Origin of the sequence: Alistipes sp. i18-0019-D1 (assembly GCF_042852885.1) — a bacterium.
Lineage (GTDB): Bacteria > Bacteroidota > Bacteroidia > Bacteroidales > Rikenellaceae > Alistipes.
Genome location: NZ_AP031424.1, coordinates 89,246 through 103,394 on the forward strand (window position 1 = coordinate 89,246; position 14,149 = coordinate 103,394).

Annotated in this window: 16 protein-coding genes, 1 tRNA gene and 1 riboswitch; of the genes, 10 read left to right on the forward strand and 7 right to left on the reverse strand. The window is 59.9% G+C overall.

Features of this window, described 5'->3' with window-relative positions; all coding sequences use genetic code 11:
* The first annotated feature begins 34 nt into the window (after positions 1-34).
* Together ACGHP5_RS00330 and ACGHP5_RS00335 are read left to right on the forward strand one after the other, a co-directional pair.
* Entirely contained in the window at positions 35-883 is an 849-nt protein-coding gene (locus tag ACGHP5_RS00330) for a S1 RNA-binding domain-containing protein (RefSeq protein ID WP_295901000.1), read from the forward strand.
* On the forward strand, positions 870-1,634 hold the full coding sequence (locus ACGHP5_RS00335; RefSeq protein ID WP_290532065.1) for a class I SAM-dependent methyltransferase: 765 nt from the start codon (positions 870-872) through the stop codon (positions 1,632-1,634). Before ACGHP5_RS00330 ends, ACGHP5_RS00335 begins: the two co-directional genes overlap by 14 nt.
* A 38-nt stretch (positions 1,635-1,672) precedes the next feature.
* Here ACGHP5_RS00335 and ACGHP5_RS00340 read toward each other — a convergent pair whose 3' ends face one another.
* The gene (locus tag ACGHP5_RS00340) at positions 1,673-3,679 is read right to left on the reverse strand and encodes a hypothetical protein (protein WP_390567800.1); all 2,007 of its coding nucleotides are present in this window, start codon (positions 3,677-3,679) and stop codon (positions 1,673-1,675) included.
* 343 nt (positions 3,680-4,022) lie between these two features.
* On the opposite strand from ACGHP5_RS00340, the gene ACGHP5_RS00345 reads away from it, so the two are divergent.
* On the forward strand, positions 4,023-4,244 hold the full coding sequence (locus ACGHP5_RS00345; RefSeq protein ID WP_009597992.1) for a DUF2795 domain-containing protein: 222 nt from the start codon (positions 4,023-4,025) through the stop codon (positions 4,242-4,244).
* A 95-nt stretch (positions 4,245-4,339) separates the two neighbouring features.
* Here the strand turns inward: ACGHP5_RS00345 and ACGHP5_RS00350 are convergent, their stop codons facing one another.
* The 3 genes from ACGHP5_RS00350 to ACGHP5_RS00360 are packed head-to-tail and all read right to left on the reverse strand — an operon-like array spanning position 4,340 to position 6,677.
* Positions 4,340-4,891 carry a cob(I)yrinic acid a,c-diamide adenosyltransferase gene (locus ACGHP5_RS00350; protein WP_337658179.1) on the reverse strand — a complete coding sequence of 184 codons (552 nt, stop codon included), beginning with the start codon at positions 4,889-4,891 and terminating at the stop codon, positions 4,340-4,342.
* Positions 4,888-5,400 (reverse strand): hypothetical protein, encoded by a 513-nt coding sequence (locus ACGHP5_RS00355; RefSeq protein ID WP_390567803.1) that lies wholly within the window; start codon positions 5,398-5,400, stop codon positions 4,888-4,890. The genes ACGHP5_RS00350 and ACGHP5_RS00355 overlap by 4 nt, the downstream gene beginning before the upstream one ends.
* 5 nt (positions 5,401-5,405) lie before the next feature.
* Entirely contained in the window at positions 5,406-6,677 is a 1,272-nt protein-coding gene (locus ACGHP5_RS00360; RefSeq protein ID WP_390567805.1) for an NAD(P)/FAD-dependent oxidoreductase, read from the reverse strand.
* Between the two features lie 276 nt (positions 6,678-6,953).
* Here ACGHP5_RS00360 and ACGHP5_RS00365 point away from each other — a divergent pair, with 276 nt between their 5' ends.
* From ACGHP5_RS00365 to yajC, 4 genes are all read left to right on the forward strand, one after another.
* Positions 6,954-7,430, forward strand: a complete 477-nt coding sequence (locus ACGHP5_RS00365; RefSeq protein WP_390567807.1) for a hypothetical protein — start codon at positions 6,954-6,956, stop codon at positions 7,428-7,430.
* 162 nt (positions 7,431-7,592) lie between these two features.
* Positions 7,593-8,528: a transcription antitermination factor NusB gene (locus tag ACGHP5_RS00370; RefSeq protein ID WP_290531550.1), complete on the forward strand. Its 936-nt coding sequence runs from the start codon at positions 7,593-7,595 to the stop codon at positions 8,526-8,528.
* A gap of 12 nt (positions 8,529-8,540) precedes the next feature.
* Entirely contained in the window at positions 8,541-8,954 is a 414-nt protein-coding gene (locus tag ACGHP5_RS00375; protein WP_337658182.1) for a DUF1573 domain-containing protein, read from the forward strand.
* A gap of 237 nt (positions 8,955-9,191) precedes the next feature.
* Positions 9,192-9,512 (forward strand): preprotein translocase subunit YajC, encoded by a 321-nt coding sequence (gene yajC / locus ACGHP5_RS00380; protein WP_290531552.1) that lies wholly within the window; start codon positions 9,192-9,194, stop codon positions 9,510-9,512.
* Positions 9,513-9,569: 57 nt separating this feature from the next.
* Here yajC and nrdG read toward each other — a convergent pair whose 3' ends face one another.
* Both nrdG and ACGHP5_RS00390 read right to left on the reverse strand, forming a co-directional pair.
* Complete coding sequence (nrdG, locus tag ACGHP5_RS00385) at positions 9,570-10,055, reverse strand: anaerobic ribonucleoside-triphosphate reductase activating protein (protein ID WP_295905261.1); 486 nt, start codon at positions 10,053-10,055, stop codon at positions 9,570-9,572.
* Between the two features lie 222 nt (positions 10,056-10,277).
* Positions 10,278-12,665, reverse strand: coding sequence for an anaerobic ribonucleoside triphosphate reductase (locus tag ACGHP5_RS00390; protein ID WP_390567809.1), 2,388 nt, complete (start codon positions 12,663-12,665; stop codon positions 10,278-10,280).
* 50 nt (positions 12,666-12,715) lie between these two features.
* A riboswitch (cobalamin riboswitch) is annotated at positions 12,716-12,916 on the reverse strand.
* A 109-nt stretch (positions 12,917-13,025) separates the two neighbouring features.
* Here ACGHP5_RS00390 and ACGHP5_RS00395 point away from each other — a divergent pair.
* The 3 genes from ACGHP5_RS00395 to ACGHP5_RS00405 all read left to right on the forward strand — a co-directional run bounded on the left by ACGHP5_RS00395 (position 13,026) and on the right by ACGHP5_RS00405 (position 13,837).
* Positions 13,026-13,274, forward strand: coding sequence for a TIGR03905 family TSCPD domain-containing protein (locus tag ACGHP5_RS00395; protein ID WP_290531555.1), 249 nt, complete (start codon positions 13,026-13,028; stop codon positions 13,272-13,274).
* A 62-nt stretch (positions 13,275-13,336) separates the two neighbouring features.
* Complete coding sequence (locus ACGHP5_RS00400; protein WP_290531556.1) at positions 13,337-13,588, forward strand: GlsB/YeaQ/YmgE family stress response membrane protein; 252 nt, start codon at positions 13,337-13,339, stop codon at positions 13,586-13,588.
* A gap of 12 nt (positions 13,589-13,600) precedes the next feature.
* Entirely contained in the window at positions 13,601-13,837 is a 237-nt protein-coding gene (locus tag ACGHP5_RS00405) for a hypothetical protein (RefSeq protein ID WP_290531557.1), read from the forward strand.
* Positions 13,838-13,963: 126 nt separating this feature from the next.
* Here the strand turns inward: ACGHP5_RS00405 and ACGHP5_RS00410 are convergent.
* Positions 13,964-14,034, reverse strand: a tRNA-Gln gene (locus ACGHP5_RS00410).
* Positions 14,035-14,149 lie beyond the last annotated feature (115 nt).

A 14,149-nucleotide genomic window follows, 5' to 3' on the forward strand; every position in this document is an offset into this window, starting at 1 on the left:
AACGTACTTTTGCAGCGTATATATCAGAAAAACCATGTTGAGAGCAGGACGCATACAAACCCTCACCGTAAGCCGCGTATCGGAATACGGCCTATACCTCGCCGACGAAGAGCAGAACGAAGTGCTGCTTCCCAACCGCTACACCTCGCTGACGGACAAGGTCGGCGACCAAAAGGAGGTCTTCCTCTACCACGACTCGGAGGACCGCCTCGTGGCGACGACCGAAACGCCGCTGCTGCGCGAAGGCGAAGCGGGCTATCTGCGCGTGGTGGACAAGACGGCCCACGGGGCTTTCCTCGACTGGGGACTGCACGGCAAGGACCTGTTCCTCCCCAACCGCAACCAGCAGGGCGGCATCCTGGCCGGACACAGCTACATCGTCTACCTCTACGAAGACAACATCACGGGCCGCTGCGTGGCCACGACCAAACTCAAGAGTTTCATCAACAACGACCTGATCTCGGTGAAACCCCGGCAGGAAGTGGCGCTGCTGGTGGCCTCGGAGAGCGAAATCGGCTTCCGCGTGATCGTCGAGAACCGCCACTGGGGCATGATCTACCGCAACCAGATCTTCCGCCCCGTAGCCGTCGGCGACCGGATGAAAGGCTACGTCAGGCGTATCACCGAGGACAACCGCATCGACGTGAGCCTCCAGCAGACGGGATTCGCACAGGTGAAGGACTCGGCGGAGGTGCTGCTCCAGCTTGTCCGCGACAACGGCGGATTCCTGCCCCTGAACGACGACAGCTCCCCCGAGGAGGTGACGCGCCTCACGGGAACGAGCAAGAAGGTTTTCAAACGCTCACTGGGCATGCTCCTCAAGCGCGGCGCGGTCGAAGCCGGCGAAAAAGGCATCAAAATCCGGAAACATGGCAAAGATTAACACCGCGGAGCGCGTTTCGGCGGAAGCCTCGGACAATTTCGTTTTCCAGCGCTCGCTGCTGGCCTACCACGCCGCCGCGGCACGCATCGCGGGCGACGTGCTCGAAATCGGAACCGGGGCCGGCTACGGCATCGAGGTAGTGGCGCCCCGGGCGCGGCGGTTCGTCACCGTCGACAAGCACGCCCCGGCGCCGGAACTGCTCGACCGCCCCAATGTCGAGTTCCGGCAGGCGGTGGTCCCGCCGCTGGACTTCCCCGACCGAAGCTTCGACTGCGTGATCTCGTTCCAGGTGATCGAGCATATCAAACGCGACGCGGAGTTCGTGCGCGAAATATACCGCATACTGCGCCCGGGGGGACGGTTCATCGTAACGACCCCCAACGCCCCGATGTCGCTCACCCGCAACCCGTGGCACGTGCGGGAATATACGCCCGAACAGTTGCACAGGCTGCTCGCCGCACGTTTCTCGGAGATCGAGGCCCTCGGGGTATTCGGCGACGAAAAGGTGATGGACTACTATGCGGAAAACCGCCGCGGCGTCGAGCGCTTCACGCGCTTCGACATCCTCGACCTCCAGCACCGCCTGCCGCGCTGGATGCTGCAAATCCCCTACGACATACTCAACCGCATGAACCGCCGCAAGCTCCTCCGGGAGAACACCGGGCTGACGACTTCGATCCGCATGGACGACTACCGCATCGAACCGGTGGGCGACGGTTGTTTCGATCTGTTCTACATCGCGGTGAAATAAAAAGGAGGGAGGTTTTCGAAACCTCCCCCTTTTTTCGTCTATTTCAGTTTTACCCCGAGGCTCTGCCCCGCGCGGAGTGGCTTGCGGACGACCTCCCGGCCGTCCTGCGTCACGGTGACTTCCATCCCCTTCGCCGCACGGCGCACCTCGATGTCGAACGCCGAGCCGAAGGCGCGCACGCGGCGCAGGCTCATGCGGTCCCACGCCGCAGGCAGGCGCGGCGTCAGGGTAAACGACCGGAAGCCCGTCGGGCGGATTCCGAACACCCCTTCGGTCAGGATGCGGCAGTAAAGCCCGCTCTCGGCCGAAAGATGGCGCTGGGAGCCTTCGGGCCACGCCTCGATGGCGTAAGGTACATGGTCGCCCAACAGGCGCACTCCGGAATAATAGGACAAATAACCGGTGGCCTTCTCCGTTTCGCCCGAGGCGTAGACCCCGCGCAGGGCGTAGAGCGTCGAACGGTCCCAGAAGGTCTGGTCGCCCGACTGGGTCAGCAGACCGTTTTCGGTCCACAGTTTGGGCGAAAAGAGCGCCCCGACGGTCGCCTCCCTGCGTTCGTCGATGCCGACGGTCAGCGGAATGCAGATCCACGCACGCAGGCGGTCGTTGCCCGTATAATAACGGTAGGTATCGAAGCCCTCGACCATGCCTCCGAAATGGCGGTCGATGTCTTTCCGCAGCGCGGCGGCCTGACGTTCGTACGCGGCCAGCTGCCGGGCGGGCTTATGCAGTTCGCGGCCCAGCATCGCGGCCGAGAGCAGCGCGTCGTAATAAAGCGACGAGGTGCACAGGTTGGCGTCCCCGGCCGGGAAGCGCCCTTCCAGTTCGTCCGAATCGGAAGCCACCACGCCGTCACCGGTCAGTTGGCGGCGGCAGTACTCCAGACACCACTCCACCAACGGCCACACCTCGGCCGCTTCGGCGGCATCGCCGCGCGCCAGCGCATAACGCGCCGCACCGTAGGCGATCATGGCCGCATCGCCGCGGTCGCCCGCGCCGTTCCAGAAACTCTCCCCTTCGGCCACGATCGAACTGGGAATCGGGCGGTAATCGGGATTCATATAGCGGGCGAAATGGCGGAACGAGCAGAGTGCCGAACGGTTGCCCGTTTCGTAGCCCAGGAAGGGGAAAAACGGATTGATGTATTCGGCCTGGTCGTTGGCCCAGATCGCCGCATAGAAACGCTCGCCGCCGGGACCGTGCATCAGGCCGCCTTCGGTGTCGTAGATGCTCTCCGCAGCGCGGATTTTCGCAAAGGCGAACATGGCGTCGATCACCGGGTCGGGTGTCTCCAGCACCAGGCTGCGCTGCCATTCGGCCACCAGCGCACGGCGTTTGGCATACTCCGCGTCGGTGTTCAGCGCCAAGGCTTCGTCCCCGGGCCGGCGACCGCTGAAAAAGGCCCCGAAAGCCACCTCGGCCTGCGGGGCGAGCATCAGCGCCGTGTCGCCGCAGATCTCGGCCACCAGTTCGTAACTGCCCTCCACACCCTTCGCCGGAGCGGTCCGGATCACCGAACGCGCCCGGGGAATCTCGACGTAAAGCGGCTTCTCGCCCGTATTCTTCAGGATGTATTTTTCGCAGAAGGCAGCCTCGTCGACCGACGGGAAAAGGATGCGCGTCAGCGAGAGCGTGCCTTTTGCCGCCGTCCAGTCGCTCTCGACGGTCATTGCGCCGTCGAGTACGATCCGGCGGACCTTCTCCTGCTGAAGGCAATTCTCATTGACCGAGAGCATCCGGGGAACGTCCCACGCGAAACGCCGCATCAGCGAGCCGTGCGTATTGTTCGGGATGGTGCGCAGCATCGGCCACACGACACTGCGTTCGAACCGGAAACCGCCGTCGGCGCCGACACCGTAGCGCAGGACGGCGGAAATCCGCAATCCGCTCATTTCGATATGGTCACGGTGCGAATCGCCCTCGCGGACATTCCACACGATGGCCGTGCTGTCGGGAACCACCTCCCAGCGGGTTTGCGTCCCGCCAAGGGCGGGCGCCGTCAGACAACAGAGAAACGGCAGGAAAAAGCGGCTGATTCGGATCATGGAATTCGGATTTTCGTTTATTTTATAAAAGATAAGTCGTTATATTTCGAAGCGTAACAAAAATACGATAAAAAACGAAATCCGCAAAAAAAGAACGGCTGCATATTCCGCGGAACGCCGCCCGCCGGAAGAGGCAAAACCCTTTCGTTACAATTTACAGCCGAGTTTTTTCACCGCTCAACGCAATGATTGCCAACCATATAATAACACACATACGATGTTTTACCGATTTTTCTTTGTTTTTCTCGTTTTTTTTATACTTTTGCAAATCAGTCATAACGGGTTAATCACTCTTGACAACAACTAATCCGTTGATAATTGGGAACTTAAAAATATTGTGACTATGTATTGGACGCTTGAACTGGCATCGAAGCTCGAGGATGCTCCCTGGCCCGCAACGAAAGATGAACTGATTGATTATGCGGTACGTTCGGGTGCGCCGCTCGAAGTGCTCGAAAACCTGCAGGAGATAGAAGACGAAGGTGAAATCTACGAATCTATCGAAGACATCTGGCCCGACTACCCCTCCAAGGACGATTTCTTCTTCAACGAAGAAGAGTACTAAAACCGGATTTTGAGGCCGCCGGCTTCAGAATAATAACGCTAACGGCGGAGGCCCAATCTGAAAATCGGGCCTCCGCCGTTTTACATTCGTCCCGGTCAGGGGATCCACAGGACCTCGTCGACGGCATAATGGGCCGTGAGGGTGCGCCCCAGCAGGTAGAAATAGTCCGAAAGCCGGTTCAGCCAGGCCAGCACCGTGGAGTCGACGCCGTATCTGGCGTCGGCACGGAGCGCGGCGCGTTCGGCACGCCGGCAGACGGTGCGGCATACGTGACACATCGACACCACGGCGTTTCCGCCCGGAATCGTGAATTTGTCGATCGGTTTCAGGGCCTCCTGCATAGCGTCGATGCGCTCTTCGAGCCACACAACGGTCCCCGGGTCCAGCGGAGCGACCTTGTCGCTTCCCGACTGCCCCGTGGCCAGCAGCGCCTCGACCGACATCAGCCGCGAAAGAATGCGGTTCAGGTCGCCGACCGACGAGGCCAGCGCCGCGTCGCCGCGCATGTTGTCGGCCAGCAAAGCCGTGAAAGCGGCCAGCTCGTCCACCGAGCCGTAAGCCTCGACCCGTTCGTCGGTCTTGAAGACCCGCTCGCCTCCGATCAGCGAAGTCGTCCCCTTGTCCCCCGTTTTCGTGTATACTTTCATATCCGGAAATGTTGTTTCGGCAAATGGTTGTTAAAGATCAGCAGGTAACCGCGGTTGTCCACCGTCGTCGAGGCATGTTCCGCAACAATCTGCCCGCACAGCGCCTGCCGTTCGCAGCCGTCGTAGGGCGACATCAGCGCTACGGTATGCCCCGCTTCGGCCGCCGCACGCACCAGCGCGAGCGTCGCAGGGCGCGGCAGGCCGCACGTGGCGACGCAGAACTCCGCATCCGCACGATTCAGGCCAAAGGTCGTATAGCCGCAATGAATCATCAGATTCTGCAACTGCACCGCCCGACGGCGGGAAACGCCCGCCGTGAGCAGGGCTTCGTACAGGTCCCGGCGCCCCGGCAGCAGGTCGTCGCGCATGAACACGCGGCGCACAATGTCGTAGACGAACGGCGAATGGACTCCGTGGCCGCGGAAATAACGGGCGCGGGAGAGGCGGTTGCGCAGTTCGGAAACCCGCCCGGGCAACCGGAAGGAAATGGGATGTCCGACGATCTTCATAGCGTCTATTTTTTCAGCAAACCCGCCAGACGGCCCGTCGAAAAGGCAATCTGGAGATTGTAACCGCCCGTATTGGCGTCAATGTCGAGCACCTCGCCGGCGAAATACAACCCTTTGACTTTCAGCGACTCCATCGTATAGGGATTCACTTCGTCGCAACGCACGCCGCCGGCCGTCACCACGGCATATTCGAACGGCGCATAGTCCGTGACCGGGAAAGTCAGCCCCTTTAGCGTACGAATCAGACGCGTGATCTGCTCCTCGGAGAGTTTGCCGACGTAACAGTTCGCACGAATGTCCATCTCCTGCGCCAGCGGCATCACCAGCGGCTTGGGAACCAGCTTGCGCAGCAGTTCGCCGAAGAACTCGTTGGGTTGCAGTCCGGCGATTTCACGGGCGATGCGTTCGCACAGCACCTCCTCCGTGAGCGCGGGTTTCAGGTCGAGGACCAGCTTCACGCGCTTGCCGTCGATCAGCGCATCCACCGCGTCGCGGCTCATGCGCAGCGCCACGGCGCCCTCGATGCCCCGGTCGGAGAACCCGATCTCGCCGAACTCCTCGCGCACGGGTTCGTTTTCGACGTAAAGCACCGCCTTCACATTGCGCAGCAGTACTTTGTCGAGGAACCGGCTCCGGGCATGCGCGGTCACAAGCGGCGTCAGCGAAGGACGCAGCGGCTCGATCGTATGTCCCAGGTCGGCGGCGAACGCGTAGCCGTCGCCCGTCGATCCGGTCGCGGGATAGGAGACGCCGCCCGTGGCGAGGATCACCTGCGCGCACTCCTCCTTGCGTTCGAAGCCCCGCCTGTTGATATATTTCACGCCGAAGACCCGGTCCCCGAGGGTCATGATCTCCGTAACGCGTGTATTGTAGATGATCCTGACGCCGTTTTCGACGCAGAACTCCAGCAGTGCGTTGGCGATGTCCCATGCCTTGCCGCTCTGCGGAAAGACCCGGTCGCCGCGTTCGATGTCGAGTTTCACGCCTGCGCGTTCGAAAAACCTGATCGCCGCCCGGTTGTTGAACTCCGAGAAAGCCACCTTGAAAAATTCGGCGTTGGTGCGCACCTGCTGGGCGAACTCCTCGGCCGGGCGCGCGTTGGTGACGTTGCAGCGTCCCTTGCCGGTGATGCGGACCTTACGGCCCGATTTCTCCATCTTTTCGATCAGCAGCACGCGCCTGCCGCTGCGCGCCGCCGTACCCGCGGCCATCATGCCCGCTGCGCCCGCCCCGATGACGATGACGTCGAAAGGCTGTTTTTCTTCCAGTTGTTCCATACGGGTGCAAAGATAGGCAAAAGCAAATTAAAAATTAAGAATTGAAAATTAAAAATCAGGGTGCAAAGAACCCCGCAAACAGCCGGCAAAGTATATTTCTTTCGCAAATCAGTATATTTTCCTCTATTTATCCGCCCGCCCCTTTTATTTCCAAATTCAATATCTTAAATTAGAATCGATAAAATTGCATCCGTCACCAATGAACTTTCCCACCCTCAATAGTTCCGTCAATAGTATGGGGAAGAGGCCGAAAAGGAAAATTAAAATGAATGTACCATGAATAAAACCGAGCTGAAAGTGTTTCTCAAAGGGTTTGCTAATTTCTACGTCGTTCTGATGATTGTAGCGTTTCTGCCCACACCCGGAAAAGATTACTCGCCGGAACGCCTCGTGCGGCGCATTATCATTTATACGATCACAAGCATCGTGATCTTTTCGGCCGTCTATTTTGTGAACCGAATCAGAAAGGGTCCGGATAAACGTCCCGATACGTGTCCGGTTCCCGATACAAAAGAGACGAAAGATGATGATTTGAGTATTTACCGGTTCCTAACCTTGCGAAACATGGGCGCCTGCTTCATCTATTTCCTTTGTGTCTTCGCGCTTCTCTATCCGGAAATGTCTTTCGAAAGCATGCTCAAAGCCAGCGCCCGAAGCACCGGCTATTGCATCCTTGTCCTGCTCGCGGCCGGAATCGTTTATTGTTTCTATCAAAGTCATATCCGCAAGAAAAAGTCGATCCGGGAAAAATAATTGCAGTTTCGGGAGGCCATCGCGCCTCCCGTTTTTTCGGATACGCCGGAATCCGCCGCGACGGCCGCACGGAAACCGCCCGGAGAAAGAATTCTCCCGGCTTAATTTTTTATTCTTGATTTTTAGTTGTATTTTTGCGGCCGTTAAAATCGTTCTAAAAAAATGTTGAGCAGAAGATTACTCCGTATAAAGGTCGTCAAGGCGCTGTTCGCCCATCTCAAATCGGGCGCAGACAACATGATGGCGTCGGAAAAAACGCTGATGGCGTCCGTCGACAAGGCCTATGACCTCTATTTCCAGATACTGATCCTCCCCGTGGAGATCGCGCGTTACGCCGAACAGCGTCAGGAACTGGCCAAACAGAAGAAACTGCCGACATTCGAAGACCTCAACCCCAACACCAAGTTCGTGGACAACGCCGTGATCCGCACGATCGCCAACAGCGACGCGGTGAACGACCACGTCGCGGCCCGCAAGCTGGGCTGGGAACGCTATCCCGAACTGATCCGCACGCTCTACGCGCAGTTGACCGAGAGCGACTACTACAAGGACTACATGCAGCGCGAGGAGCGCTCGTTCGACGACGACAAAAAGCTGCTCGAAGACTTCTTCAAGGAGTTGCAGAGCTGCGAGGCGCTGGACGACGTGCTGGAGGAGATGTCGATCCTCTGGACCGACGACCTCCCCTATATCGTGATCATGATCCTGCGCACGCTCTCCAACCTGCGCGCCTCGCACACCGAAATCCGCGTTCCCTCGAAATTCAAGAGCGCCGACGATCCCGAATTCGTCAAGACGCTGTTCGAAAAGTCGCTGGTCAACTACTCCGCCTTTCAGGACTACATCGAGAAATTCACCTCCAACTGGGACGTGGAGCGCATCGTCTTCATGGACAACCTGATCATCGGCACGGCGATGGCCGAGCTGACCTCGTTTCCGTCGGTTCCCGTCAAGGTGACGCTCGACGAGTGGATCGAGATTTCGAAATACTACTCCACCCCGGGCAGCAGCACTTTCATCAACGGCGTGCTGGACAAGATCGTCGAGTCGCTGACCGCGGAAGGACGCATCAAAAAGGCCGGGCGCGGCCTGATCTGATCCCTGCCGGCCATGACCCGCACGCTCACGATCCTCGTCCTGGCGGCACTCGCCGCAGGCTGCGGCACGCGCCCCCGTGCGGTCGAACGCAAGGGCCGGATTATCTCGCTAACGGATTCGATTCTCACCACGGGAGGCACGGACACCGTGCGTTTCGGGCGCCTCGGCTCGGGCGAAATCGCCGTGCTGCGTCTCTGGCTGGCCAACGACGCGAGCCGCCCCGTGGCCGTCGCCTCCTACCGGCGCAGCTGCGGATGCACGACGCTCGAGTTTGATTCACAACCGATTGCACCGGGCGACGCACAGCAGGTGACGCTCACCTTCGATTCGCGCGGCGAATGGGGCTGGCAGCTCAAAACCCTGGACATCGCGCTGGCGGGCGGCGCAAAGCCCCTGCGGCTTCTCGTCGAGGCCGATGTCGAATAAATTGCTTGCATATTCGACAATAATTCGTATCTTTGGCTCCGCCGAAGATACTTCCGCTCGGCAAAATGCAAGTAAATTTGCTTTTGCCCTCGCTTATTCGTATCTTTGGGGGCGTAACGCCCCTTTTAGGAGTCGGACCGTTTTGCCGAACCGAGTCCAGTCCGGTTTTGGCTTTGTTCTTTCTTTTTCGTACCTTTGCTTTGTTTACTGAAATAAACACTTAAAACGAATACAATTATGATTAATTTTCTTCAAACGGCCCCCATAGAGCCTCAACCGGGATTCATGCAGCAGTACAGTTTCATCATCATGATCGGACTCATGGTGCTGGTTCTCTGGTTGTTCATGTGGCGTCCCGAGGCCAAGCGCCGCAAGCAGATGCAGGAGTTCCGCAACGGTCTGAAAAAAGGCGACAAAGTCATCACCGCCGGGGGCATCTACGGCGTGGTGAAGGAGATCAAGGAGACTACCCTGCTGATCGAGGTCGACGGCAACGTGACGCTGCGCATCGACAAGAATATGGTCGTGGCCGACAATTCGGACCTCCAGCGTCAGTAGAGATAACCCGCGTATAAAAAAGAGCTGCAAGGATTTGCGGCTCTTTTTTTCATGCGTCTATCCGAACAGGTGCAAAGCCCCGACGTCGATGATCCGCTGGTTGGAACTTCCCCGGAAATCGAGCGACAGATCGCGCAGCGCCTCGACATAGCGGCCGTCGACCAGCGTGTCGATCCACCGCAGACACTCCCGCCGGGCCGGGTCGGCGAGACATTCCTCAAGCGTATAACCCGTATAGCACCAGACGTTCTGTCCCGTGCGCTCCTTCACCAGCCGCAGGAAGGCGGCCATGGCTTCGGGCCGCAGCAGCGGATCGCCGCCGCTGAGCGTCACGCCGTCGAGAATCGGATTCGCGGCGATCGCGGCACAGATGGCTTCGGCACGCTCCCCGGTCAGCGGCTCGCCCCGCCGGGGATCGTGGCTTTCGGGGTTGTGGCAGCCGGGACAACGGTGCGCGCACCCCGCGAAATAGATCGCATAGCGCAGCCCGTAACCGTCGGAGATGGTTTCGGGATAGATGGCCAGGATGCGGAGTGATTCCATCAGCAAAATAGGGTTAGACGTAAATTTCGAGCGGAGATGTTTTGGGATTTAGATAGATCCGTCAGGGTCCGCGGCACACGCCGTTCCCGGCGCGGATTGCACTTGCGAAAAGCCCCCGCCAAGGCGGGGGTTTGGGGGTGGGTCACACTTGTAAACACGGCCGGAGGCCGTGAAGAAGCGAGGGCAGGAAGCAAAATGACAGACATAATTGCCAGAAACGGATTATCTATGTTTTACCCGGTCGCGCTCTTCAGCCTGCTTGGCCGAGTTCCACGATTCGAGGCTGCCCGTCAGGTAACCCGTGATGCGGCGCATGCGCAGGATGTCGTCCGAACCGCAGACAGGGCATTTCGAATAGATCACCCCGCGGTGGCCGCACTTGCGGCAGGTGTCGATCGGATGGTTGATCGAGCCGTAGCCGATCCCCTCGTCCTGCATCACCTTCACGATCTTGAGGATCGCCACGGGATTTTTCTTCGCCTCGCCGTCGAGTTCGACATAGGTGATGTGCCCGCCGCGCGTGATGGCGTGGAACGGCGCTTCGAGGCGGATTTTCTCGACGATGGAGACCGGCTCGCGCACGTCGACGTGGAACGAGTTGACATAGTAGTCGCGGTCGGTGACGCCCGGAATCTCCCCGTAGCGCTTGCGGTCCATGCGCGTGAAGCGCCCGCTCAACCCCTCGGCCGGGGTCGCCAGCACCGAATAGTTCAGCCCGTATTTGGCCTTGTACTCCTCGACCACGCGGTTCATCACCGTCACGGCGTCGTAGAGCGTCTGCCACGCCTCTTTCGAGACGGCGTGCCCCTCGCCGTAGATCGCCACCATCGCGTTGTGGCCGCCGATGAATCCGATGCCCAGCGTGCCGTGGCGGAGCACGTCGCCCACCTCGTCGTTGGGCTGCAACCGGCCGCCGCCCTTCCAGACGTCGTTCGACATCATGAACGGGAACTGCCGCGCGAGGGCCGTGCGCTGGAAGCAGTAGCGTTCGTAGAGCTGTTCGGCCATCATCGTGGCGGTCTTGCGCACCGATTCGAGGAAGATTTCGCGCGCCTCCTTACGGATCGCGTGCTTGTTGCCGTCGGGAATCATGTCTCCGGCCTCGCGCATCGCCTCGATGGCCAGCCGCGGCAGGTTCATCGACGTGAAAGAGAGGTTGCCGCGCCCCCACGACGACTTTTCGCCGTGCAGGTTCTCGAAAACGCGCGTGCGGCAGCCCATCGTCGCCACCTCGTAGCGGAAGCGGTCGGGATCGTCGATGCGCCACTTCTCGTGGCGGTTGAACGGCGCGTCGAGGAACATGAAGTTGGGGAACAGCGCCACCGACGTGGTGCGGCACGCCTCGATCAGCAGGTCGAAGTTCGGAGCCTTGAACGCGATCTCCCCGGCCAGCGCCCTGTCGAAATCCTTCACGGCAGCGGCATAGTCCTCCGCAGACCACGAAACGCCCTCCTTGACCTTGAAAATCTGGATCGGGAAGACCGGCACTTCGCCGTGCCCCAGCCCCTCGACCGTGGCGGAAAGCAGTTCGCGGATGACCATGCGGCCCTCGGGCGAGAAGTCCGTGCCGTAGTTCACCGAACTGAACACCACCTGGTTGCCGCCGCGCGAGTGCATCGTATTGAGATTGTGGATGAATCCCTCCATCGCCTGATGGGTCTCCCGGCGCGTCGTGTCGTAGGCCTGCCGCCAGATGCGGCGGATGTCCTCGTCGGCGACCTCCACGCCCGACTGGCGCAGAGCGGCGAACAGCCGGCCCACCGCCGCTTCGCAGGGTTCGATGGTCGGCACATGCTCGGCGACCAGCGCCTTCAGCTCCGCGCGTTCGAGCACGCGCGCGCCGGTCACCTGGCACAGGAACAACGTCATGTCGGTCAGGTGCTTGCGGAAGGTCTTCAGCACGCCCGGGGCCATGAAATGGTCGAAGGCCGGGATCGACTGCCCGCCGTGCTGCTCGTTCTGGTTGGTCTGGAAGACGATCGTGGCCAGCGTGGCGTAGCTCTGGACCGACTGCGGCGTGCGCACCGAGCCGTTCTTCGTCGAGAATCCCCGCTCGTAGATGTCGCCCAGGTCGTACTGGATGCAGGTCGTGGTCTTGGTGGGATAGTAGTCCAGGTCGTGAATGTGGATGTCCCCGTCGCGGTGGGCGCGGCCGTGACGCACGCCGACGAGGTATTTCAGGGCGTAGTCCTTCGTGATCTCCGAAGCGAAGGTCATCATCTGCCCGGCGGGCGTGTGCGACGACATGTTGGCGTTCGAGAGGTTGATGTCGTTCTTCTCGACGGTCACGATGCCGTCCATGACGCCCTTGATCGACGAACGGCGGTCACGCTCGACGTTGCGCCACTCGCGGTAGATGATATAGCGTTTGGCGATCGAGGGGTTGCGTTTCATCAGCCGCTCCTCGACCATGTCCTGAATCTCCTCGACCGAAATCTCGGCCTTCGTAATCGCTGCCGCCACGTCGGAGGCGATCTGTGCGACGGCCTGCTCCTCGTCCGTTATGCCGCCCGCACGGAAGGCCTTCGTGATGGCGCGGACGATTTTCTCCAGGGAGAAAGGTTCGGTTTTACCATCACGTTTGATGATGGAAATCTGCGTGTAATCCATTGTAATATGAGTATATGCGTTTCACAACAGGCCCCGTTCCCCCGCAGGGCCGACATTGCATGCGCAAAGGCAGGTCTTCTGACTCGCACCGACCCGCAGGCGGCCTTCCCGTCCCCCGCGGGACAGTGGCTCGACGATTCGCCTGCGGCATAAAGCGCATACAGCAGCGGGAACTGTCCGGGATTCGCACCCGATTCCCTCTTATCCTCCGCCCCGGCGGGACGAAGGATACCTTTGCGGGTCACAAAAGTCTCCATTATTCCCCGACTTTCAAAATTCCGGAGCGGGAAGTTTTCAACATTTTGTGAAAGGTCCCGAATTTCGTATCTTCGCCCCCGCAAACCGGAAAACCGTAACTCCATGACACAGAAAATAGCACACGTCTGCCAAGGAACCTGCTCCCGGCAGATCGACGTCGAACTCGAAGACGGCGTCGTCCGCAGCGTCTCCTTCACGGGCGGCTGCCACGGCAACCAGCAGGGCATTGCGGCGCTCGTGCGCGGGATGACGGCCGCGGAAGCCGTCGCCCGGCTCGAGGGCATCGACTGCCGCGGACGGGGCACGTCGTGTCCCGATCAGCTGGCAAAAGCGCTGAAAAAGGCTTTATAAAAAGCTCCGGCCGGGTTGGGTACGGATTTTGCGCTCCGAAAAGCGTTCTAAAACGCAAGACTATGTATTTTCTATGGTATCTGCTGATCGGACTGGCCGCCGGATGGATCGCCAACCTGATCGTCAAAGGCGGGGGTTCGGGACTCCTCGTCAACCTGATCGTCGGACTCATCGGCGGCGTGCTGGGCGGCTGGCTCTTCTCGCTTTTCGGATGGGTTCCCGTCGGCACGCTGGGCAGCCTGGCGACGGCCGTCATCGGCTCGGTCATTCTGCTGTGGATCGCCGCGCTCATCTCACACCGCAAGATCCGCTAAACGAACGTTCGTATGAAAGAACAAAAACACGACAGGCAGACCGGCCCCGCGGCCGATGAAGCCGCAGAGACGCTGGCGCTCTTCGCCGGGAAACTGGACGAAGCGACGCAATGCGCGCCGGACGCCGCCGCCCAAGTGGAGGAAAAACACCCCCAAAGCGCCGTTTCCGGCGCGGACAGGGCCGAAGCGGCCGCAACGACCGCCGCCGGCCGCATGCGCGGGAAAACCGGAAAAGCCGCCGGGAAATAGCGAACCCGGAATGCCGCCGCGGCGCTCGCCCGAAAAAGCCTTTCTTTCCCGGGGGAGGGTCCGGAAGAATTGCCGGCAGAAGCTCCGGTTCAACGAAAAAGGCGGTCGCATGACCGCCTTTTCGTGTTGAGCTGCCGGGATTCGAACCCAGAACGACAGAACCAAAATCTGCTGTGTTACCATTACACCACAGCTCAAACATTCGCTCGAAAGCGAGTGCAAAGATAAACAAAAAATCGCAAAAACCAATCCCGGATGCAAAAATGGCAGGGACAAAACCGGGCGCTCCGCCGGATTTTCCATCTATTGGGA